Annotated in this window: 21 protein-coding genes; 17 read left to right on the top strand and 4 right to left on the bottom strand. The window is 39.3% G+C overall.

Annotation, left to right across the window (positions count from 1 at the left end; all coding sequences use genetic code 11):
• The first annotated feature begins 6 nt into the window (after positions 1-6).
• Positions 7-408, top strand: a complete 402-nt coding sequence (locus tag DYC50_RS01495; protein WP_035687879.1) for an allophanate hydrolase-related protein — start codon at positions 7-9, stop codon at positions 406-408.
• A complete protein-coding gene (locus tag DYC50_RS01490; protein WP_039151237.1) occupies positions 401-1,630 on the top strand; it encodes a cytosine permease in 1,230 nt (409 codons plus the stop codon). The genes DYC50_RS01495 and DYC50_RS01490 overlap by 8 nt, the downstream gene beginning before the upstream one ends.
• A 28-nt stretch (positions 1,631-1,658) precedes the next feature.
• Here the strand turns inward: DYC50_RS01490 and DYC50_RS01485 are convergent, their stop codons facing one another.
• Positions 1,659-2,348 (bottom strand): oxamate carbamoyltransferase subunit AllH family protein, encoded by a 690-nt coding sequence (locus DYC50_RS01485; RefSeq protein ID WP_039096637.1) that lies wholly within the window; start codon positions 2,346-2,348, stop codon positions 1,659-1,661.
• 96 nt (positions 2,349-2,444) lie between these two features.
• Between DYC50_RS01485 and DYC50_RS01480 the strand changes: the two genes are divergently transcribed.
• Positions 2,445-3,353, top strand: a complete 909-nt coding sequence (locus DYC50_RS01480) for a carbamate kinase (protein WP_035687867.1) — start codon at positions 2,445-2,447, stop codon at positions 3,351-3,353.
• Between the two features lie 336 nt (positions 3,354-3,689).
• On the opposite strand, the gene recX is transcribed toward DYC50_RS01480, so the two are convergent.
• From recX to DYC50_RS01465, 3 genes are all read right to left on the bottom strand, one after another.
• On the bottom strand, positions 3,690-4,148 hold the full coding sequence (gene recX, locus DYC50_RS01475) for a recombination regulator RecX (RefSeq protein ID WP_115248717.1): 459 nt from the start codon (positions 4,146-4,148) through the stop codon (positions 3,690-3,692).
• Between the two features lie 85 nt (positions 4,149-4,233).
• The gene (gene recA / locus DYC50_RS01470; RefSeq protein WP_115250134.1) at positions 4,234-5,301 is read right to left on the bottom strand and encodes a recombinase RecA; all 1,068 of its coding nucleotides are present in this window, start codon (positions 5,299-5,301) and stop codon (positions 4,234-4,236) included.
• Positions 5,302-5,484: 183 nt separating this feature from the next.
• Positions 5,485-6,087 (bottom strand): YajG family lipoprotein, encoded by a 603-nt coding sequence (locus DYC50_RS01465; RefSeq protein WP_416086320.1) that lies wholly within the window; start codon positions 6,085-6,087, stop codon positions 5,485-5,487.
• A 111-nt stretch (positions 6,088-6,198) separates the two neighbouring features.
• Between DYC50_RS01465 and DYC50_RS01460 the strand changes: the two genes are divergently transcribed.
• The 14 genes from DYC50_RS01460 to DYC50_RS01395 all read left to right on the top strand — a co-directional run bounded on the left by DYC50_RS01460 (position 6,199) and on the right by DYC50_RS01395 (position 21,628).
• Complete coding sequence (locus DYC50_RS01460; RefSeq protein ID WP_115248715.1) at positions 6,199-6,510, top strand: BolA family protein; 312 nt, start codon at positions 6,199-6,201, stop codon at positions 6,508-6,510.
• Between the two features lie 376 nt (positions 6,511-6,886).
• Positions 6,887-8,227 (top strand): Na(+)-translocating NADH-quinone reductase subunit A, encoded by a 1,341-nt coding sequence (locus DYC50_RS01455; RefSeq protein ID WP_103854861.1) that lies wholly within the window; start codon positions 6,887-6,889, stop codon positions 8,225-8,227.
• A gap of 2 nt (positions 8,228-8,229) precedes the next feature.
• The gene (locus DYC50_RS01450; protein WP_103854397.1) at positions 8,230-9,468 is read left to right on the top strand and encodes an NADH:ubiquinone reductase (Na(+)-transporting) subunit B; all 1,239 of its coding nucleotides are present in this window, start codon (positions 8,230-8,232) and stop codon (positions 9,466-9,468) included.
• Positions 9,461-10,237, top strand: coding sequence for a Na(+)-translocating NADH-quinone reductase subunit C (locus DYC50_RS01445; protein WP_103854398.1), 777 nt, complete (start codon positions 9,461-9,463; stop codon positions 10,235-10,237). The genes DYC50_RS01450 and DYC50_RS01445 overlap by 8 nt, the downstream gene beginning before the upstream one ends.
• Positions 10,237-10,860 (top strand): NADH:ubiquinone reductase (Na(+)-transporting) subunit D, encoded by a 624-nt coding sequence (locus DYC50_RS01440; protein ID WP_103854399.1) that lies wholly within the window; start codon positions 10,237-10,239, stop codon positions 10,858-10,860. The genes DYC50_RS01445 and DYC50_RS01440 overlap by 1 nt, the downstream gene beginning before the upstream one ends.
• 1 nt (position 10,861) lies before the next feature.
• Positions 10,862-11,458: an NADH:ubiquinone reductase (Na(+)-transporting) subunit E gene (gene nqrE / locus DYC50_RS01435; RefSeq protein ID WP_013745915.1), complete on the top strand. Its 597-nt coding sequence runs from the start codon at positions 10,862-10,864 to the stop codon at positions 11,456-11,458.
• Between the two features lie 14 nt (positions 11,459-11,472).
• Positions 11,473-12,696 (top strand): NADH:ubiquinone reductase (Na(+)-transporting) subunit F, encoded by a 1,224-nt coding sequence (gene nqrF, locus DYC50_RS01430; RefSeq protein WP_115248714.1) that lies wholly within the window; start codon positions 11,473-11,475, stop codon positions 12,694-12,696.
• A gap of 85 nt (positions 12,697-12,781) precedes the next feature.
• Positions 12,782-13,825, top strand: a complete 1,044-nt coding sequence (locus DYC50_RS01425; RefSeq protein ID WP_115248713.1) for an FAD:protein FMN transferase — start codon at positions 12,782-12,784, stop codon at positions 13,823-13,825.
• 10 nt (positions 13,826-13,835) lie between these two features.
• Complete coding sequence (nqrM, locus tag DYC50_RS01420; protein WP_115248712.1) at positions 13,836-14,084, top strand: (Na+)-NQR maturation NqrM; 249 nt, start codon at positions 13,836-13,838, stop codon at positions 14,082-14,084.
• Between the two features lie 44 nt (positions 14,085-14,128).
• Positions 14,129-15,280, top strand: a complete 1,152-nt coding sequence (mnmA, locus tag DYC50_RS01415) for a tRNA 2-thiouridine(34) synthase MnmA (RefSeq protein ID WP_115250133.1) — start codon at positions 14,129-14,131, stop codon at positions 15,278-15,280.
• 97 nt (positions 15,281-15,377) lie between these two features.
• Entirely contained in the window at positions 15,378-16,661 is a 1,284-nt protein-coding gene (waaA, locus tag DYC50_RS01410) for a lipid IV(A) 3-deoxy-D-manno-octulosonic acid transferase (protein WP_115248711.1), read from the top strand.
• A gap of 47 nt (positions 16,662-16,708) precedes the next feature.
• Positions 16,709-17,200 (top strand): pantetheine-phosphate adenylyltransferase, encoded by a 492-nt coding sequence (gene coaD / locus DYC50_RS01405; RefSeq protein WP_115248710.1) that lies wholly within the window; start codon positions 16,709-16,711, stop codon positions 17,198-17,200.
• A 99-nt stretch (positions 17,201-17,299) separates the two neighbouring features.
• Entirely contained in the window at positions 17,300-18,268 is a 969-nt protein-coding gene (locus DYC50_RS01400; RefSeq protein ID WP_245934858.1) for an ROK family protein, read from the top strand.
• A gap of 210 nt (positions 18,269-18,478) precedes the next feature.
• Positions 18,479-21,628, top strand: a complete 3,150-nt coding sequence (locus tag DYC50_RS01395) for a UDP-N-acetylmuramoyl-tripeptide--D-alanyl-D-alanine ligase (RefSeq protein WP_115248708.1) — start codon at positions 18,479-18,481, stop codon at positions 21,626-21,628.
• Positions 21,629-22,052 lie beyond the last annotated feature (424 nt).

Genomic DNA, 22,052 nt, shown 5'->3' with positions numbered 1-22,052 from the left:
GTCAAAATGTGTGAACAAATTTTATTTGCAGTAAATGGAACATTAATGCGAGGGTTAGAGCTTAATCATAATTTACTTAATGTTGGAGCTCAATTTATACGTGAAGATAAAACTGATGAATACTATCGTTTATGGTCAATCAACGATATTCATCCAGCAATGCAAAGAACAACTCAAAAAGCTTATGCTGTTGAGCTTGAAATTTGGGCAATAAATCCAACCGCACTTGCTACTATTCTATTAAATGAGCCAAACGGATTAACCATAGGCAAAGTACACTTAGCTAATGGGGATCAAGTGTTAGGTGTTTTAGGTGAGAATTGGCTTACCCAAGGACAAATCGAGATTAGCCATATGGGAGGTTGGCGTTATTATCAGAATCAACATAAGGAGAAACACAATGGCTAACAAAAAGTGTTCTAATCCCACATCTTATGCCTCAGCTATTCAAATCTCAATGATTTTGCTGGGAATTCTAATTACGCCTGTATTATTAGCTTCTTCAAGTCTAGGGAGCCAACTCCCTTTTTCTAAAATGCTATTTGCTATTATTGTAGGAAGTTCAATATTAACATTGCTCGCAATAATCAATATGTCAATAGGTGTTAAAGCTCGCTTGCCCACTTACGGAATTATTAAATTTACTTTCGGTTCTCAAGGTGCGACTGCGATCAATATGTTAATGGCAATCAGTTTATTAGGTTGGATTATTGTTACGGCTAATATGTTTGGACATACCGTACAAGATTTTCTATTTACTCAATTTAATTTATATGTTCCTTTACCTATAATTGTTGTGTTTGGTTGTTTAATTTTCGTAAGTGCAACTACATTTGGTTTTGATTTTCTTAGCAAAGTTGCTCAATGGGCTGTTCCAATTATAGCTATGCTAATGTTTTTTATTCTATATCTTACTTTAAAAAGCAAGTTTTCTATAAATACAGCACTACACACAATGAATATTGGTGCAGCAATTTCTTCTGTTGTAGGAACAATTATTGTTTTAGTTACTACTTCTGTTGATTTTGGTAGTTTTACGCAAAATAAAAAACAAGCTATTACTGCTGGTATTTTAACCTTTAGTATTGCTTATCCTTTCCTTTTTATCATTGGTGCAACACCAAGTTCATTAACAGGAAAAAATACATTACTTGATGCAATGCTAATTATTGGTAGTTTATTACCAGCTTATATTGTACTTATATTTGCTTGCATAACAGGAAATGCTGGGAATATGTTTCAAGGAACATTAGTTTTTTCTACACTGTTCCCTCAGTTGAAAAAATGGAAAATTACAATTGTATTAGGTATCATTACCGCATTGATTGGTAGTATAGATATAATGGCTTTATTTATTCCATTTTTATTATTTCTTGGTATAACAACGCCTCCTATTTGTGGAATTTATATTACAGACTACTTTATAAATAGGAAAATGGGCTATGATGAGAATAGTATTAAAAACGAAGCGAAAGTTAAATATCCTGCATTTTTTGCTTGGCTTATTGGATCCCTAATAGGGTTTCTCACCGTAAAAGGCTTTTTTACATTAACTTTTATTCCATCTATTGATTCTATTTTGATGGCTTCACTATGTTATTTGTTACTCACAAAATATTCTAAAATATAATAATCAAAAGGTTTCGTAATGAAACCTTTTATATTTTATGAAAAAGATCTCTGTTATTAATATAATCAAAAATACCATATAATAGATCAATACCGGAAGAGGAACCAAAACTCATCATATTATTAATATACTCTCTATTTTCTATTTCTCTCATTAAGTCTAAAATCTCCTGTTTAAATAATCTACGGCTAGCATTTTCAATATAATTTGCACTAATCTCATTTGTACAATATTTAGCTAAGATTGCTATTTCTTCAAATGGCTTAAAAATTCCTTTATTTTCAGCATAATATGCTGCCATATAGCCAACAATATAATCATCTCCACTGGGCGTAAGTCCTCGCCCTAATCCCAACATTTCTTTGAGTTTTGCAGTTTTTCTTCTTTGTTGAAAAACAACTTCAAACATATCTTGAGGTCTTATAATTTCCTCTAAAAAAGTTGAGATGTTTTTTGCTGTTAATAGGTTATTTTGAGGAAATAGCGTACAATCAAATTCTTCTACAGAAAAATAAGGAATAAAAAGCGTGTTAGAAATATTATTTTTTATAGATAAGAATAATTCATTCTCTAATATTAAACTATAAGGTGCGGGCTTTATTTTTTGATTCATTATGGCATAAATTTTATTACCTTTTTTCAAATTAACCACTTGTTCGAAAACACTAATAACCTTATATGTACAATTTAATTCAAAATTTTTGTCTTTATAGTTCATATTTTTTCTCTGGAATTTGCATTAAATATAAGTATATTATTATGTTATTAAATAAATTAAAAGAAAAATCGTAGTTAAACATAGAAGGAGGAAAAAATGAAACCTAAAATTGTTATCGCCTTAGGCGGGAATGCCCTATTAAAACGAGGGCAAAATATTTCTTATAAAAATCAGCTAGACAATATAAAAATAGCAGCGAGAGTCATTGGAAAATTAGCACAAAAATACCAAATTGCTATTGTACATGGTAATGGTCCTCAAGTGGGCTTACTATCTCTACAAAATGAATCTTTCCAAGAAGAATCAAATTTCCCATTAAATAATTTAGTTGCTCAAACACAAGGAATGATTGCAACAGTTTTAACTCAAGAATTGCGTAAAATTGTTAGTGAACCTATTCTATCTTTTCTTACTCATGTTGAAGTAAAACAAAATGATTTTGCATTTTTAGAACCAACAAAATTTATTGGTGCTGTTTATTCACATCAAGAAGGAAACAAATTAGCGAGTAAATATGGTTGGAAACTCAAACAAGATGGGCAATATTATCGCCGCGTTGTAGCATCCCCCCAACCAATGTCAATCATAGAACATCAAGCTATAGAACTTGCATTACAAAATGGTTATCTTGTTATTTGTTGCGGTGGTGGAGGCATTCCAGTAACAAAACAAGAAGGCTCATTAACAAATATAGACTGCGTTATTGATAAAGATTCAACAGCGGCTCTATTAGCCCAACAAATTCAAGCAGATTATTTTATAATTCTTACTGATGGTGATGGAATTTATTTAAACTGGGGAAAAGAAAACCAACAGAAACTCGATCACATCACTATCGAGGAACTTTCAAACTATAAATTTGATAAAGGCTCAATGCAACCTAAAGTTGATGCAATTATCCGTTATCTTTCCCATCGTAGACAAGGTATAGGCATTATTGCAGATTTACATTTAGCACTAGAAGCGATTAAAGGGCAAGCTGGAACAAGAATTACTGCTAGATAAACTTAATGAGGGGCAATAAAAAGAAAGATATTGCTCCATTTTCCTCTTTCCTCTCTTTCCTCTCTTTCCTCTAGCAATTACACCTTATACCCCCTAAAATACGCAACATTAATTGATGGCTCACCACCTGTGCATCATTCGGGGTTTCTTTTAAAGTAGCAAATAAATATCGACTCGCTCGCATTGTTGTTTCCTATATTAATTATTTAAGAAAAAAATTGGCGTTAGTTTATCACTGAGTAGGGTTCACTCAAAGAAGAAAGGGGGATTTGTGCCAATATTTTGTGGAAAGCCTTGGAAAGCATATCTAAAGAAAGGGGGGGTAAATGTTGTGTCTTAATAAAACTCGTTTTCACCCGAGCCGACTAAATCGGCAAATTCTTCACTTTGAAAGCCATGTGAAAGCATATAGCGCCAGATTTTTTGTTTCATTTTGAAATCTTGCTCTTGTGCATAATTGGGGAATTTTTTGCGTAACACAGAATGCGCAATCTCAAACCAATCAATGTCCATTTCTGCTAATACGTCTTCTACGACCTCTGAAGAAATACCTTTAAGTTGAAAAAGCTCTTGTTTAATTCGATTCAGTCCATAGCCTTTTTGTGATCGGTAATGTAAATAATTTTCTGTAAAACGGCGATCACTTTGCCAGTTTTTTTCCTGACAAAGCGCTAAAGCCTGTTCAATTTCAGCTTCTGTAAAGGCTTTTTCTTGCATTTTGCAACGCAATTCATATTCACTATATTCGCGGCGGGAGAGCAAGTTCACCACATAATTTAATGCCAATGATGCCATTTTTTCTCATTGATTCCTAAATTGCTGTTAGAAAAAGTGCGGTCAAAAATTACCGCACTTTTTAGAGATGATTTAATCAAAGGGATTAAAATTCAGAATCCATTTCTGCGATCTCTTCATTTTGATCCGCTTCAATATCGGCAATGAGAGATTTGTCTGGATTTGCTAAAAGCTCTTCGCGTAATTTATTTTCTAATTCTTCGGCTTGTTCAGGGTGTTCAGCTAACCATTTCATTGCATTGGCTTTGCCTTGACCTATTTTTTCACCGTTATAAGAGAACCACGCACCAGATTTATCAACTAATTTATGTTTTACACCCAATTCAATTAATTCACCATTGCGTGAAATGCCTTCACCGTAAAGAATTTGGAAATCAACTTGACGGAATGGTGGGGCAACTTTGTTTTTCACCACTTTCACACGGGTTTCGTTACCAATGATTTCATCACCATTTTTAACCGCACCTACACGGCGAATATCTAAACGCACTGAAGAATAGAATTTCAAGGCATTACCGCCAGTGGTGGTTTCTGGGTTACCAAACATTACGCCAATTTTCATACGAATTTGGTTGATGAAAATCACCAAGCAGTTTGAGTTTTTGATTTGTCCAGTGAGCTTACGCAGGGCTTGTGACATTAAACGCGCTTGTAAACCAACGTGCGCATCACCCATATCTCCTTCAATTTCTGCTTTTGGCGTAAGGGCGGCTACGGAGTCCACAATCACCACGTCAATCGCGCCAGAACGTACCAACGCATCACAGATTTCTAATGCTTCTTCACCGTTGTCAGGCTGAGAAACAAGCAATTCTTTAACATCAACGCCAAGTTTTGCCGCATAAATTGGATCTAAGGCGTGTTCCGCATCAATAAAGGCACAGGTTTTGCCTAATTTTTGTGCTTGTGCAATAACAGAAAGGGTTAATGTAGTTTTCCCTGAAGATTCTGGCCCGTAAATTTCTACGATACGCCCCATTGGTAAGCCGCCGATACCTAAGGCAATGTCTAATCCCAGTGAACCTGTAGAAATAGATTCAATATCCAAATCTTGGGTTTCCCCTAATTTCATAATTGAACCTTTACCAAATTGTTTTTCAATTTGACCTAACGCCGCAGCAAGGGCTTTTTGTTTTTCTTCTTGATTGGTAATTTGCACTTTCTCACCTTTTTTTGCTTTATCTTCTTTCGCCATTTTGCTTGTCCTCTTAAATTCATTATCAAAACGAAACTGCCGCACAATATAACTGTATTCATATACAGTATCAAGAAAAATTTATCAGATTTTTCAAAAATTGTGCGTTAGATTCCAAATTTTAATTTTATTTAAGACAAATTAGTTGGCATAACGGTTGATTGCATTGGCAATTTCTTGATCTTGATAAATGCGTTGCACCACTTCTTCAAAGGTTTTGCCTAATACATTTTGAATATTTTCATTTTTCGCTGTAAATGCCCCTTCTTGGCTTTGGGTTGATCCAATATTTTTGCTAAATTGCCCTTTTGCACCTTGCACTTGTACATTCACCTGTACATTGCTGGTGATTTTATAGCGTAGGTTTCCTTGATCGACATCTGCATAAAAATGCGTGATACTCAAAATGACATTGGTATTTGATTGCGCAGGCGTTTGTGCAATTTTAAAGCCTTTGGCATTGAGATCTTGTTTGATGACTTGATCAAAAAGTTGAATGACTTCAGGCTGTGCCATCAATTTAAAGATTTTACCATCATAAACATAGCTAGAAATCTCTTTGTGCTGACGAACATCACGGGTAAGGATATTCAGCACTGCTTGTTGGTTGGCTGCGTTAAATTGTACAACAGGGCTTGAAGGGCTAAAGTGTAACGTGTTGCTTGGCGGAGTTTGACAAGCAGATAACAGGAATGTAGTTGAAAATAAAGTGATCAGAGAGAGTTTAGCAAAACGCATAGTCATTTCCTCGCGAATAAAAAAGATACGGCTATTCTTGCAAACTTCAGTATGAATGTATAGTCTTTGCAAAAGCAAATTTTTATTGTGTTAGTTTATAAAAAGAAGGAAAGGATAATGGGTGTTCAACAAGTTTTAGAACAAAAAATTTCGCAAAAATTTGCACCGCACTTTTTACATATTGAAAATGAAAGCCATATGCACAGCTCAGGGCGCGGTGCGGATTCGCATTTTAAAGTGGTGCTAGTGAGTGATGCGTTTAATGGGGTGAGAAAGGTTGCACGCCACCAAATGCTGTATCAATTATTAGCGGAAGAATTGAAAAATGGCATTCACGCTTTGGCGTTGCATACTTATACCTTAGATGAATGGCAAGCCTTGGAGCAGCAGTTTCCGAAATCACCAAATTGTTTAGGGGTTGGACAATAATCCATACCTAATAAAAGGTAGTGTAAATTCATAATATTCAGCAAAAATTGATTTTCCACAAAAACAGCGGTCTTTTTTTCTAAAATATTGGAAAAACCGCCCTTCAAAGTAGCACGAACGTTATTAATTGGTTAAAATAACCAGCTGACTTGTATCAAAATTTTAACTTATATCGCTTATTGGATTTAGTAAGTGGTATAAAATCTAAACAGAATTTGAGTTTTAAATTTATGTGGTTGGAGTGGACATTGTTGCGATGTGTTTGCATTCATCGTTGATAATTAAGCAAAAATCATTACTCAAGACGAGGTTATCGCATTGAGTTTTATCTTGCGATAGCTATATTTTTAATCTAACGAAAAGTAGTGCATACAATATGATTACGATTAAAAAAGGCTTGGATCTTCCTATCGCTGGGAAGCCAGAACAAGTAATCCATAACGGCAATGCCGTTACTGAAGTTGCCTTGCTTGGCGAAGAGTATGTGGGAATGCGTCCTTCAATGAAGGTGCGCGAAGGTGATGTGGTGAAAAAAGGTCAGGTGCTTTTTGAAGATAAAAAGAACCCCGGCGTATTATTCACTGCCCCTGCAAGTGGTACTGTAACTGCGATTAATCGCGGTGCTAAGCGTGTGTTGCAATCAGTAGTGATTCAAATCGAAGGTGATGATCAGGTTACCTTTAACAAATATTCCGCCGATGAGCTTAAAAGTTTAACTTCCGAGCAAGTTCGTCAAAACCTACAAGCGTCAGGGCTTTGGACAGCACTTCGTACTCGTCCATTCAGTAAAGTGCCTGCTGTTGATGCTGTGCCATCTTCAATTTTTGTTAATGCAATGGATACCAATCCATTAGCCGCTGATCCTGAAGTGGTGTTAAAAGCCCATTGGGAAGATTTCACCAATGGTTTAACCGTGTTAAGCCGTTTACACGAAGGCAAATTGCATTTATGTAAAGCGGGTGATAGCAATATCCCAACGGTGGATTTACCAAATTTAGCCGTACACGATTTTGGTGGCCCACACCCTGCGGGCTTAAGCGGTACGCATATTCACTTTATCGATCCGGTTAGTGCAACGAAAACGGTTTGGTATTTGAATTATCAAGATGTGATCGCATTTGGTCGCCTATTTACCACGGGTGAACTTTATAATGGCCGTGTGATCTCATTGGCAGGTCCACAAGTGAAAAATCCGCGTTTAATTCGCACTCAGCTTGGCGCTAACTTAGCCCAGTTAACTAAAGGCGAATTAAAAGAAGGTGAAAACCGTATTATCTCAGGTTCCGTGTTAAGCGGTCATAAAGCGGAAGGTGCGGTAGATTATTTAGGACGTTATGCGTTACAGGTTTCTGTGATTGCAGAAGGTCGTGAGAAAGAGTTCCTCGGTTGGATTATGCCAGGGGCGAACAAATACTCTATCACCCGTACTGTGTTAGGTCATTTCGGACACAAATTATTCAATTTTACCACCGCACTTAATGGTGGACACCGTGCAATGGTGCCAATCGGTGCTTATGAGCGTGTGATGCCATTAGATATTATCCCGACATTATTATTGCGTGATTTAAGTGCAGGCGATACGGACAGCGCTCAAGCATTAGGTTGCTTAGAGTTAGACGAAGAAGATTTAGCACTTTGTACGTTCGTTTGCCCAGGTAAAAATGATTACGGTCCAATGCTGCGTGCAGCCTTAGATAAGATCGAGAAGGAAGGTTAAAAATGGGTTTAAAACATCTTTTAGAGAAAATGGAACCTGCTTTTTTACCGGGTGGTAAATATGAGAAGTGGTATGCCCTTTATGAAGCAACGGCAACTTTCTTATACACGCCAGGTACGGTAACGGCGAAAGCTTCTCACGTCCGTGATGCGTTAGATTCTAAACGTATGATGGTATTAGTGTGGTTGGCATTATTCCCAGCAATGTTCTACGGTATGTTTAATGTAGGTGAGCAATCTATCCTTGCATTAAAAGTGGGCGATTTTGCACAGAACTTGGCACAAAATGTGGCCAATGACTGGCATTTTGCTTTAGCCAACGCATTAGGATTGGTTTCACAAGATGCTGGCGTGCTAGCAAAAATGGCATTAGGTGCAATTTTCTTCCTACCAATTTATTTAACCGTATTCCTTGTGGGCGGTTTCTGGGAAGTGTTATTTGCCACAGTGCGTAAACACGAAATTAACGAAGGTTTCTTCGTAACCTCTATTTTATTAGCCCTTATCGTTCCGCCAACATTGCCATTATGGCAAGCGGCGTTAGCGACAACGTTTGGGGTTGTGGTGGCCAAAGAAGTGTTTGGTGGTGTAGGTAAAAACTTTATGAACCCAGCATTAGCAGGTCGTGCGTTTTTATTCTTTGCTTATCCAGCACAAATCTCAGGGGATTCGGTATGGATCGCAGCTGATGGTTTCTCTGGCGCAACTGCACTTTCACAATGGGCAACAGGCGGTCAAGGTGCATTAAAACAAGTAACCACAGGTCAGCCAATTCAATGGATGGACGCATTCTTAGGGAATATCCCAGGTTCAATCGGTGAAGTTTCTACCCTTGCATTATTAATTGGTGCGGCGGTGATTGTGTTCGCACGCATTGCCTCTTGGCGTATTATCGCCGGTGTGATGATCGGTATGATTGCTACTTCTACCCTATTTAATGTGATTGGTTCAGACACCAACCCATTATTCTCAATGCCTTGGCATTGGCACTTAGTATTGGGTGGTTTTGCTTTAGGTATGTTATTTATGGCAACTGACCCAGTATCAGCCTCATTCACCAACAAAGGTAAATGGTGGTACGGTGCATTAATTGGTGCAATGGCGGTGATTATTCGTGTGGTTAATCCAGCTTATCCAGAAGGAATGATGTTAGCTATCTTATTAGCTAACTTATTTGCCCCAATTTTTGACTATCTGGTTGTTCAAGCAAATATCAAACGTCGGAGAGCGCGCAATGGCTAAGTTTAATAAAGATAGTGTTGGCGGAACAATCCTTGTTGTTGTTTTAGTCAGCTTAGTTTGCTCAATTATCGTAGCAAGTGCGGCAGTAGGTTTGAAACCGACGCAAAATGAGCAAAAATTATTAGATAAACAGAAAAACATTCTCAGTGTAGCAGGATTATTACCCGCTAAAGCAAAAGGTGCGGAAATTAAAGCCCTTTATGCAGAAAACATTGAGCCGAAAATTGTGGATCTTGCAACGGGTGATTATGTGAGCGACATCAAAAACTTTGATGCGCGTGTTGCGGTAAAAGATCCTGCTGAAAGCGTAGCAATTAAACCTGAAGAAGATAAAGCTGGCATTAAAGTGCGGGCGAAATATGCTGAGGTTTATTTAGTGAAAGATGCACAAGGCAAAACCTCACAAATCGTGTTACCAATTTATGGTACAGGATTGTGGTCTGTGATGTATGGCTTTGTGTCTGTTGCGCCAGATGCAAATACCATTAAAGGGATTACTTACTATGAACAAGGTGAAACCGCAGGTTTAGGGGGCGAAATCGCCAATCCAAACTGGCAGAAATACTTTGTGGGTAAAAAACTCTTTAATGCTCAAGATCAAGTAGCGATTAAAATTGGCAAAGGTGCTTCAGCAGATAAAGAACACGGTATCGATGGTTTATCTGGTGCAACTTTAACTACAAAAGGGGTACAAGGTTCTTTTGATTACTGGTTTGGTCGCGATGGTTTTGGCCCGTATTTAGACAAACTTAGAGCGGAGGCTAACTAATGGCTAATGCAAATATGAAAAAATTATTGTTATCTCCAATCGTGAACAACAACCCAATTGCATTGCAAATTTTGGGGATCTGTTCAGCACTTGCGGTAACGACAAAATTAGAAACTGCGGTGGTAATGGCAATCGCAGTAAGTTTAGTAACGGCATTTTCAAGTTTCTTTATTTCTTGTATCCGTAACTATATTCCAAATAGTATCCGTATTATCGTGCAAATGGCGATCATTGCATCATTAGTAACCCTTGTGGACCAAGTGTTGCAAGCCTATGCTTATGAGTTATCTAAACAGCTTTCGGTATTCGTTGGCTTAATCATTACCAACTGTATCGTAATGGGGCGCGCAGAAGCATTTGCAATGAAAGAGCCACCATTGGCAAGTTTTGTTGATGGTTTAGGTAACGGTATCGGTTATGGTGTGATCCTAATCATTGTCGCATTTTTACGTGAATTAATTGGTTCGGGTAAAGTATTTGGCATTACCGTGTTACAAACTATCCAAGACGGTGGTTGGTATCAAGCAAATGGTTTAGCCTTACTTGCACCAAGTGCGTTCTTTATTATCGGCTTCTTAATTTGGGGCTTAAGAACTTGGAAACCAGAGCAAGTGGAGAAATAAGATGGAACACTATTTAAGTCTATTTGTTAAGTCCATTTTTATTGAAAATATGGCACTTTCTTTCTTCCTTGGTATGTGTACATTCCTTGCGGTTTCAAAGAAAGTTTCAACAGCCTTTGGTTTAGGGATCGCGGTAATCGTAGTATTAGGTATCGCCGTACCAGCAAACCAAATTGTTTATACTCACATCTTAAAAGATGGTGCGTTAGTAGAAGGCGTAGATTTAAGTTTCTTACGCTTTATCACCTTCATCGGTGTGATTGCGGCATTAGTACAAATCCTAGAAATGGTTTTGGACAAATTTTTCCCCGCACTTTATAACGCATTAGGGATCTTCTTACCGTTAATCACCGTAAACTGTGCGATTTTCGGTGGGGTATCTTTTATGGTGCAACGTGAATACAACCTTGCTGAATCTGTGGTTTATGGTATCGGTGCAGGAACAGGTTGGATGCTTGCTATCGTGGCACTTGCCGGTTTAACTGAAAAAATGAAATATGCTGATATTCCAGCAGGCTTGCGTGGTTTAGGGATCACCTTTATCACCGTAGGTCTAATGGCGCTTGGCTTTATGTCATTTTCAGGTATTCAGTTATAAGAAGGGGATACTAAATGGAAATTATTTTAGGTATTGCAATGTTCACTGTGGTGGTTTTAGCGTTAGCAGCAATTATCTTGTTTGCTAAATCTAAACTCGTAAACTCAGGGGACATTACTATTGAAATCAATCACGATCCAAGCAAAGCCATTCACTTGCCAGCAGGTGGAAAATTATTAGGCGCATTAGCAAGCAAAGGGATTTTCGTATCTTCAGCTTGCGGGGGCGGCGGCTCTTGTGGTCAATGTGTGGTGAAAGTAACTGAGGGCGGTGGTGATATTCTACCAACAGAACTTTCTCACATTTCAAAACGTGAAGCAAAAGAAGGTTATCGTCTAGCTTGTCAGGTAAATGTTAAAACCAATATGCAAATTGAATTACCTGAAGAAGTGTTCGGCGTGAAAAAATGGGAATGTACCGTTATTTCTAACGACAACAAAGCAACCTTCATCAAAGAGCTTAAATTACAAATTCCTGAAGGGGAAGAAGTGCCATTCCGTGCGGGTGGTTATATCCAAATTGAAGCAGATCCACATACGGTTTATTACAAAGACTTCGATATTCCACAAGAATACCACGAAGACTGGGATAAATATAACCTATGGCGTTATGTTTCAAAAGTGGACGAGCCAATTGTGCGCGCTTACTCAATGGCTTCATACCCAGAAGAGAAGGGCATCATTATGCTTAACGTGCGTATTGCAACGCCACCACCAAGCAACCCAGATGCACCACCGGGTCAAATGTCCTCTTATATTTGGTCATTAAAACCGGGTGATAAAGTAACTATTTCTGGTCCATTCGGTGAATTCTTCGCGAAAGATACTGATGCAGAAATGGTATTTATCGGTGGGGGGGCAGGTATGGCACCAATGCGTTCACATATCTTCGACCAATTAAAACGTTTGAAATCAAAACGTAAAATGTCATTCTGGTATGGGGCACGTTCAAAACGTGAAATGTTCTATGTAGAAGATTTCGATACCCTACAAGCAGAAAACGACAACTTCAAATGGCACGTGGCACTTTCTGATCCATTGCCAGAAGATAATTGGGACGGCTACACAGGCTTTATCCACAATGTGCTTTATGAAAACTATCTGAAAAATCACGAAGCACCAGAAGACTGTGAATACTATATGTGTGGGCCTCCAGTGATGAATGCAGCAGTAATCAAAATGCTCAAAGACTTAGGTGTTGAAGACGAAAACATCTTATTAGATGACTTTGGCGGTTGATAACGCTGTTAAATAAAGAAAAAGAGCGGTCAGATTTCTGACCGCTTTAGCCATTTTTAGCCACAGAAAAATTAGCGATAGATTTATGTTAAGAAAAGTCAAAACGGTTTACGGCTGGGCCATCGCCTTACTCTTGGTGAGTAGCCTAACCGCCTGCCAAAAAGATCCCGAAATTGTTACCTTAAGCGGTAAAACAATGGGAACTACTTACCACATTAAATACATCACCGCAGAAGCAACCCAATCGGCAGCGGATACCCACGAAGGGGTGGAAAAAATCTTAAAAGACGTGAATGACAAAATGTCCACCTATATTCCCACTTCTGAATTAAGCCGTTTTAACCAAAACCGCGCGGTGAATACCCCGATTGAAATTTCTGCGGATCTGGCCAAAGTGATAGGTGAAGCCATTCGCTTAAATAAGGTTACACAAGGCGCATTAGATGTTACCGTAGGCCCATTGGTGAACCTATGGGGATTCGGCCCAGAAAAACGCGTGGAAAAAGCCCCAACCCAGCAACAGCTTGATGAACGCCGTGCGTGGGTAGGCATTGAAAAATTAACACTGAGCGAAAGTGCGGGCAAATTTTACTTAGAAAAAGCTGTGCCAGAACTTTATGTAGATTTATCTTCCATCGCCAAAGGCTTTGGTGTTGATCAAGTAGCGGACTATCTTGAAAGTTTGCACGTTGGCAACTATATGGTGGAAATTGGCGGCGAAATCCGTGCTAAAGGCAACAACAGCGAAAACAAGCCTTGGCAAATTGCCATTGAAAAACCTACTACGGACGGTTCAAGAAGCGTGGAACAAGTGGTCGGTTTACACAATCTGGCAATGGCAACTTCAGGCGATTATCGCATTTATTTTGAAGAAAATGGTGTGCGTTATTCTCACGAAATTAATCCGCAAACAGGTCGCCCAATTCAGCATCATTTGGCGTCAATCACCGTGCTTGATCCCTCATCAATGACGGCAGACGGCTTATCCACAGGCTTGTTTGTACTCGGTGAAGATGAAGCGCTCAAAGTGGCGGAGCAGCAACAATTAGCGGTATATTTAATCATCAAAACAGAAAGTGGTTTTGAAGTAAAAATGTCTTCCGCATTTAAACAATTAATCAATCCATAAAGGTGAAAAAATGGAACTGTTTTTTATTACTTTCGGCTTTTTCCTTGCGGTGATTTTAGCGATGTCCATCGGCTATATCATTAAACGTAAATCCATTTCAGGCAGCTGCGGGGGGATTTCTTCTCTTGGCTTAAAGAAAGTATGCGATTGCGATGAGCCTTGCGATAACTTAAAAGCCAAAGTGGAAAAAGGCGAAGTGGACGCATCAGAATTAGATCGCTTCAACAAAAGCGAAACGAATTTCTACGAAGTAAAATAATTTCTGAATAACCAAAGTGCGGTTAAAAATTTGAAAAAATTATGATGAAATCAAAAACTTATGAACAATATTTCCCTGCATTAAGCGAAAGCCAACGTGCAGAAAACAGCAAAATTAAAGTGATTTGTGGAATGTCTGGTGGCGTGGATTCTTCCGTTTCTGCCTTTATTCTTCAACAACAAGGCTACCAAGTGGAAGGCTTGTTTATGAAAAACTGGGAAGAAGACGATGATACCGATTACTGCACCGCTGCCGCAGATTTGGCGGACGCACAAGCGGTATGCGACAAGCTCGGCATCAAATTACATAAAATCAATTTTGCCGCTGAATATTGGGACAATGTTTTTGAACATTTTTTAGCGGAATACAAAGCTGGCCGCACGCCAAACCCTGATATTCTGTGCAACAAAGAAATCAAGTTTAAAGCCTTTTTGGAATATGCCGCCGAAGATCTGGGGGCGGATTATATCGCCACAGGGCATTATGTGCGCCGCCGTGATCACAATGGTAAAGCGCAATTATTGCGTGGTTTAGATCCTAACAAAGACCAAAGCTATTTCCTTTATACTTTAAGTGAAAGCCAAGTGGCGCAAAGTCTGTTTCCTGTGGGCGATATTGAAAAGCCCGTGGTGCGAGCCATTGCAGAAGATTTAGGCTTGGTTACCGCGAAGAAAAAAGATTCCACCGGCATTTGTTTTATCGGCGAACGTAAATTCAAAGATTTCTTGGCGCGTTATTTGCCTGCGCAACCAGGGGACATCAAAACCACCGAGGGCGAAGTCATCGGACGCCACCAAGGTTTGATGTATCACACCTTAGGGCAACGCAAAGGCCTAGGCATTGGCGGCGTGAAAGGCAAAGCGGAAAATGCGTGGTATGTAGTGGAAAAAGATCTCACTAACAATGTGTTAGTAGTTGCTCAGGGCTTGGATAATTCCGCCTTGCTTTCCAGTGGATTAATCGCGCAACAGTTGCACTGGGTAGATCGCCAACCCATTCGCGAACCCCTGCGTTGCACGGTGAAAACCCGTTATCGTCAAACAGATATTCCTTGCCAAATCATTCCCCTTAATGATGACAGCATTGAAGTGCGTTTTGATGAACCGCAAATCGCAGTAACCCCAGGGCAATCTGCCGTATTCTACCAAGGGGAAATTTGCCTTGGCGGCGGAATTATTGAACAATCAATCAAATAAAAACTTCGCGAAATTCCACCGCACTTTATCTTGCCAAGGTGTATGAATAAAGTGCGGGGCAAATTTCTCAATTTTTTGGCTTAATGAAGAAACGGCTATGTGGCACAGAATTTACACTTGCATAATGTATCTTGTTCAACCGCTGATTTGGCTATTTATTTTGTTACGTAGCCTAAAAGCGCCGGCTTATCGTCAGCGGATTTTGGAGCGTTATGGCATTTATCGTGCCACGCAAACCCCGCCAAAACCGAATGGCGTGCTAATCCACGCAGCGTCCGTTGGGGAAGTGATTGCAGCCACCCCTTTGGTCAAAGCGATTCAACGCCGTTACCCTGAATTATCCATTACGCTTACTACCGTTACGCCAACAGGCTCTGAGCGCGTCAAAGCTGCTTTTGGTGATCAAGTCAGCCATTTTTATTTGCCTTACGACTTACCTGGGGCGATTAAACGCTTTGTTCGTTTCATTCAACCGAAAGTCTGCATTGTCATCGAAACTGAGATTTGGCCAAATTTAATTTATCAGCTACACAAACAGCACATTCCGTTTATTATCGCCAACGCCCGTTTGTCAGCCCGATCAGCAAAACGTTATGGTTGGCTGGAAAGTTATATCCAAGCCATTTTAAGTAAAATCAGCCTGATCGCGCCGCAGGATAACATCAGCGGACAGCGTTATCTCAAACTGGGTTACGATCCAGAAAAGCTCAAACTCACAGGCAATATTAAATATGATTTAGTGCTAAGTGAGAGCTTACTTACTGAAGCCGAAAAGCTCAAAGCCCAATGGAAACAACAACGCCCTGTGTGGGTTGCCGCCAGCACTCACGAAGGTGAAGAAAGCCTGATTTTAGAAAGTCACCGTTTATTATTACAAACCTTTCCCGATTTATTGCTGATTCTCGTGCCACGCCACCCAGAACGTTTTAACGAAGTGGCGGAGCAAATTGAAAAACAGCATTTTACCTTTGTGCGCCGCAGTGAAAATCGTGCGCCACAAGCTGATACCCAAGTGGTGCTAGGTGATACAATGGGTGAGCTAATGTTAATGTACGCCTTGGCCGATGTCGCCTTTGTAGGGGGCAGTTTAGTGAAACGAGGCGGACATAATCCCCTTGAACCGCTCGCTTTCCAAATTCCTGTGGTGAGTGGTAAATATACCTTCAATTTCCCCGAAGTTTACCGCAATTTAATGGAAGTTCAGGGCTTTGTTGAAGTGAATAATAATGCTGCAGCCATCGCAAGAGCGGTGGAAATTTTGCTAAATTCTTCTGCCTTGCGTGAACGCACAGGGAAAGCGGGCTACGGCGTTTTATTAGAAAATCGCGGTGCTTTACAACGTTTGCTCGATTTACTTCAACCTTATTTAGAAGCCCCATAAACACAGAATTTTGCCTGAACGCCATAGCAGAACTTAAAGGAGAAAAAATGACAACCGTAATTTACCCCGGCACCTTTGATCCCATCACCAACGGGCATTTAGATATTATTGAACGAAGCGCGGTGCTTTTTTCCAAAGTTTTTGTTGCCATCGCTGCCAGTCCAAGCAAAAAGCCTTTGTTTGATTTAGACACTAGAGTGAAAATTGCACAGCAAGCGGTCGCTCACTTACCCAATGTGGAAGTATTTGGCTTTGCCGATCTGTTGGCTAAGGTGGTGCAAGAAAAACACATTAACGCCATTATCCGCGGCGTGCGAACCACCACCGATTTTGAATACGAACTGCAACTCGCCAGCCTAAACCGCTTATTAACCAAAAATGAAAATGGACAAGGCGTGGAAAGTTTATTTTTCCCACCTAGCGAAAAATGGGCCTTTGTTTCTTCCACCATCGTGCGAGAAATTCATCTACACGGCGGCGATGTGAGTGAACTTGTGCCTCAGGCTGTGCAACAGGCATTATTTCAGTCAAAATTGTGATCCTTATCACGCTATCTCTATGATATTTATCATAGTTTTTTCCGCTTAAATAGCGTATGTTAATAATGCATTTTCTGGCTACTGAAATAAATGGAGTTGATGATGAAATATTACGCAGGCGTGGACATTGGCGGCACAAACACAAAAATCGGCATTTTAGACAACCATTTTAATATTCTCGCAGAACAGAGCATTCCGACTTTATCTCAACAAGGGGCAAGAGCTACTTTTTCTCGCATTTGGCAGACCATTTTAGATTTGCTTGCGCAACATCAGCTTTCAGAAGCACAATTAGTAGGCATCGGCTTGGGAATTCCAGGCCCAGTGGTGGATCAAGCGATCGTTAAAATCGCGGCCAATTTTTCTTGGGGCAATGATTTCAATGCCAAGCAATTAATGGAAGAAATTTCTCACAAAAATGTGGTGGTGGAAAACGATGTACGCGCCATCACCTTGGGTGAACATTTATTCGGCGCAGGGCAAGGCGTAGAAAATCTTATCGTTGTACCAATTGGCACGGGCATTGCTTCAGGCATTTTACTAAACGGCAAGGTGTTGTCTGGTTCGGGCGGCTGCGCGGGCGAATTTGGCCATATTATGGTGAACGAACAAGGAATGAAGTGCGGCTGCGGTTTAACAGGCTGCTTGGAAACCTACACCTCTGCCCCGGGATTAGTACGAGAAGCTAAAAAACTTCTTTCCGCGCCTGAAATGGATAAACAAAAGTGCGGTGAATTTTTCCAACGTTTTTCCACGGATTTAGATTCTCTACAAGCACATCATATTTTTGAATACGCCAAAAAAGGTGATCATCTCGCGCTGCAAGTGGTGGATAGCTTCGCAAAATATTTGGCTTACGGCTTAGGCGTGCTGATTAATATTTTTAATCCTGAACTTATTGTACTGGCTGGTGGAGTCGCAAAATCCGCCGATTTCATCATCGAAAAAGTACAAAAATTCCTACCGCACTATGCCTTAGGCGTATCCCTACAAAACCTGCAAATCAAACCAAGCCAACTGCTTGATTCCGCTGGCGTAAAAGGTGCTGCAGCGTTAGTGATAAAATAATTGCAAGGCAATAAAAAAGTAGGAAATGGTTTCCTACTTTTTTGCTTTTATCTTAATGGTGTCGTTGCATCATTTCTTTTCTTACGATAAAAATTCCACTAAAAATTACCGCACTTTTATTCTTTTTTGATGAGATTTGTATATAGTGTTTTCAGCAAATGAAATTGTGAGATACAATTTTTATCGAAAGTTATTTTTAAGGAACATAAGATGAAACAATTGGTGCTAGATGTTTGTAATGAAGTGAAACGTAACCGAATTTACGATGCAGCAAATCCTTTATCGCAGGTGCTTATTTTGTCTGTGAGCGATGGTACGGTAAGAGCAAAGGTTAAGACAATATGGCTGGATATATCTGCCTTAAGTGCAGATGCGTTGGCTGATAAGGTGCAAGCGAATATTTCTTTGTTGCAAAATAAATTTGAGTATCCAATTAAATATATCCGCGTGGAATGGGCATTAAATGGTAATTTGACGGAATGGGATAAATTTAACAAGGATTTATCACGTTATAAACGTAATTATTTCCGTGCAGGGATTGCCTTTGAAGGCAAACGTGAGCCTTGGTTGCTTTTAACTGAAATGGAGTTAAATGCTAATGCTTGTTTATATTCAGGGGCAGATGTAACTTCTGCTTGCGTAAATCAAGACAATTTAGTGCGTTATATTAAGGCACGTCACGGAAGTAGTCAGATGCCAGCATTTTTGCCCGATGAAAAAATGATTGTGTTTCAAACGGCAGGTTTTTTCATTGATGTGGAACAAGCAAAATATTACACGCTAGATACTCAGCCGCGTTATCAAGGGCATCGTAAAGTTGCGAGTTTTGAACTTCCACAAGTTGAACAATTAATCCAGTTATCTACCCATTATTTATCTAAGCAAGTGAAAGAAAATGGTATTTATGAATATGGTTATTTCCCTTGCTTTGACCGAGTGATCCCGACTTACAATACATTGCGTCACGCGAGTAGTACTTATGCAATGTTAGAGGGCTATGAATCCTATTATCAGCAAGCACAGAGCAGCGATCAGAATGTTGATGAAAAATTCTTTGCAGAGGTGAAAGCGCAAATAGATAAGGCATTGGATTATTTAATTACACAGTCAATTCGAGATTATGCGGATAAAGCTTATGTTGTTGATACGGGAAATGAAATCAAATTAGGGGCAAATGCAGTGGCCATTTTGGCTTTGGTTAAGTATTTGACCGTATTCCCGACCACTTCGCGTAAGCAACAATATCTTGCGCTTTGTGAAAAATTAGCTTGTGGCATTTTGGCGATGCAGAAAGCTAACGGTGGGTTTGTGCATGTTCTCAATGCCGAGGATTTGTCAGTAAAAGAAGAAAATCGCATTATTTATTATGATGGGGAAGCGGCGTTTGGTTTAATGCGTCTTTATGGAATGGATAAAGATCCCCGTTGGCTCGATTGTGTCGTTAAGGCATTTGATTATTTTATTGAAAATAAACATGAAAAAGCACACGATCACTGGTTATCTTATTGTTCTAATGAGTTGGTTAAATACCTGCCAGAGAAGAAATACTTTGCCTTTGCGGTAAGAAATATTGATGGTTATGTGAGTTTTATCAACAATCGTATCACCACTTTCCCTACGTTGCTTGAACTTTCAGTCGCCTTTCACAAAATGCTATTGAAACTCGATGAGTTCCCTGAATATAAAGATGAAGTGTTGGCAGATTTTGATGTGTCCGTGTTCTATCAAGCTTTACATAATCGAGCAAAATATCTAATTAATGGTTTCTTCTATCCTGAAGTAGCAATGTATTTCAAAAATCCGCAGCGAATTTTGCATGGCTTTTTTATTCGTCACCACGCTTTCCGAGTGCGCATTGATGATGTAGAGCATTATTTATCAGGATTAGTGGGATATAGAGAAATTCTGGTAAGTGGTAAATATCCAGCAAGTCTAACAAAAGAAGCAGATGCAGATAATGAGGCTCCTAATGTGTTAAATAAGATAACCTTACCGAAAATCACCAATGGACGTTGGATTGTTGAACCAAAAGCAGGTTGGTTTGCTAATGGACTTTGCGCGTGGCCGAAAAGTTTTAAACCACATCATTTATTGGTTGAACGTGGTAAAGGAATGACGCAGGGATACTTACCTAGAGTGAGCATTAATTCATTATTAAGAAGAGAAGCCGCGGGCGTTATTACTGATGATGAGAATGCAGTTTATACCACCGATGCGCCAGTGCTATTAGTTAAAGATGTTCGCCGTGCGGTGCTGGATATTGGTTCGGCATCAAGAAAAGCCTTTAAAGGTAAAGTGATTGGTGTAACAGGAAGTGCGGGTAAAACGAGTACAGTTTTTATGCTTTCCCACACCTTAAAACAAATTGGACAAGCTGAGCAGACGCTATCCAGTGCCAATTTACCGATAGGAATTGCGTGGAATATGGCATCAATGGATCAGCGCGATGATTTTTGGATATTAGAAATGGCGATTGGCAATATGAGTCTTAATAGCCAATTGGTGCAGCCTGATATTGCCATTATTACTAATATCGCGCCCGCTCATCTTGAATATCATCATACAGTAGAAAATATTGCGCTTAAAAAAGCCCGCATTTTTGAGTCTATGAAAGCAGGACAAGTTGCGGTGATCTGTCGAGATATTCCACAATTTGATTTAATTGCACCCTTAGCAGAAGCCAAAGGATTGAAGGTGCTAACTTATGGTGAGCATTCACAGGCTGATGTGAAGTTAATGACTTATAGTAAAAGAGCATCTGAAATCGTTTTCCCTGATGGTAAAACAGTTAAAGTGAAATTAGCCGTAAGTGGTAAGCATTTTGTGCTAAATGCAATGACAATTTTGGCGATTGCTCATTATTTTCAGCTTGATATGAAAAAAATCCTTGCTGGACTATCTTCTTTCTCACCAGTATCAGGCAGAAATGAGCGATTTAAAACTAAATTTAATGGTTTTGATATTGAAGTGATTGATGATGCTTACAATGCAAATCCGCTTTCTATGTCTGCTGCATTGGATAATTTTGCACAGATTACGCGACCAATTAAACATAAACTACTGATTATTGGGGATATGCTGGAGTTGGGAACAGATAGCGATAAATATCACCAACAGCTTGGTGAATGGCTGAGTGAAATGAAGGTTCGCCATATTGTGTTAGTAGGAAAAAGTGTAAGTCGAATGGCTGCACCGGTTTTATCTAAATCGAAATACAGTTTTTCTGTATTTGATGATGTGGGACAGTTGAAAGCTGCCTTGCCAACCCTCATTAAAGAGAAGGATTTAATCTTGCTGAAAGGTTCAAATTCGATTGGATTAAGTGGGTTATTTGCACGAAAAGTAAATTACTGTATGTGAAATGATCGATTAGTAAGGTAAATTTACAAAAATTTGATCTTCATCAAGGAAAATTGATAGAAAATACCAAATAAAAGTGATGACTTTCTCTCCCCCCGTCCGTTATAATGGCAGGGTCATAATTGTGCGTATTGTGTGCAATTTGGCAAGTAATCTTTACAGATTATGAATAACAAAAAAGAAACTGTCTAACAAAAAACAGTTTTTTATATTTGAAGAAGGGATATTGGTAATTTCTTCAAGGATGAGTTTTGGGTAGTAACTTTCTTTATTTAATGAAAACCTAACGAACCGATAATTATCAATTTAACTGCTTAAGCTGATTAAGTGCTTGAGCTGATCCCTTAAAAGGACAATACTAAACGCTAAACGCTAAACGCTAAACGCTAAACGCTAAACGCTAAACGCTAAACGCTAAACGCTA

This window comes from Avibacterium avium (assembly GCF_900454535.1).
Lineage (GTDB): Bacteria > Pseudomonadota > Gammaproteobacteria > Enterobacterales > Pasteurellaceae > Avibacterium > Avibacterium avium.
This window is presented reverse-complemented; position numbering and strand designations above follow the sequence as displayed.

Coding starts and splice junctions, on each gene's coding strand:
- nqrE (WP_013745915.1), top strand. CDS start 10,862: ATGGAACACTATTTAAGTCTATTTGTTAAGTCCATTTTTATTGAAAAT.
- nqrM (WP_115248712.1), top strand. CDS start 13,836: ATGGAACTGTTTTTTATTACTTTCGGCTTTTTCCTTGCGGTGATTTTA.
- DYC50_RS01425 (WP_115248713.1), top strand. CDS start 12,782: ATGTTAAGAAAAGTCAAAACGGTTTACGGCTGGGCCATCGCCTTACTC.
- recX (WP_115248717.1), bottom strand. CDS start 4,148: ATGGCATCATTGGCATTAAATTATGTGGTGAACTTGCTCTCCCGCCGC.
- DYC50_RS01495 (WP_035687879.1), top strand. CDS start 7: ATGTGTGAACAAATTTTATTTGCAGTAAATGGAACATTAATGCGAGGG.
- DYC50_RS01455 (WP_103854861.1), top strand. CDS start 6,887: ATGATTACGATTAAAAAAGGCTTGGATCTTCCTATCGCTGGGAAGCCA.
- DYC50_RS01480 (WP_035687867.1), top strand. CDS start 2,445: ATGAAACCTAAAATTGTTATCGCCTTAGGCGGGAATGCCCTATTAAAA.
- waaA (WP_115248711.1), top strand. CDS start 15,378: ATGTGGCACAGAATTTACACTTGCATAATGTATCTTGTTCAACCGCTG.
- DYC50_RS01450 (WP_103854397.1), top strand. CDS start 8,230: ATGGGTTTAAAACATCTTTTAGAGAAAATGGAACCTGCTTTTTTACCG.
- DYC50_RS01490 (WP_039151237.1), top strand. CDS start 401: ATGGCTAACAAAAAGTGTTCTAATCCCACATCTTATGCCTCAGCTATT.
- DYC50_RS01440 (WP_103854399.1), top strand. CDS start 10,237: ATGGCTAATGCAAATATGAAAAAATTATTGTTATCTCCAATCGTGAAC.
- DYC50_RS01445 (WP_103854398.1), top strand. CDS start 9,461: ATGGCTAAGTTTAATAAAGATAGTGTTGGCGGAACAATCCTTGTTGTT.
- DYC50_RS01465 (WP_416086320.1), bottom strand. CDS start 6,087: ATGACTATGCGTTTTGCTAAACTCTCTCTGATCACTTTATTTTCAACT.
- mnmA (WP_115250133.1), top strand. CDS start 14,129: ATGAAATCAAAAACTTATGAACAATATTTCCCTGCATTAAGCGAAAGC.
- DYC50_RS01395 (WP_115248708.1), top strand. CDS start 18,479: ATGAAACAATTGGTGCTAGATGTTTGTAATGAAGTGAAACGTAACCGA.
- DYC50_RS01460 (WP_115248715.1), top strand. CDS start 6,199: ATGGGTGTTCAACAAGTTTTAGAACAAAAAATTTCGCAAAAATTTGCA.
- coaD (WP_115248710.1), top strand. CDS start 16,709: ATGACAACCGTAATTTACCCCGGCACCTTTGATCCCATCACCAACGGG.
- DYC50_RS01400 (WP_245934858.1), top strand. CDS start 17,300: ATGATGAAATATTACGCAGGCGTGGACATTGGCGGCACAAACACAAAA.
- nqrF (WP_115248714.1), top strand. CDS start 11,473: ATGGAAATTATTTTAGGTATTGCAATGTTCACTGTGGTGGTTTTAGCG.
- DYC50_RS01485 (WP_039096637.1), bottom strand. CDS start 2,348: ATGAACTATAAAGACAAAAATTTTGAATTAAATTGTACATATAAGGTT.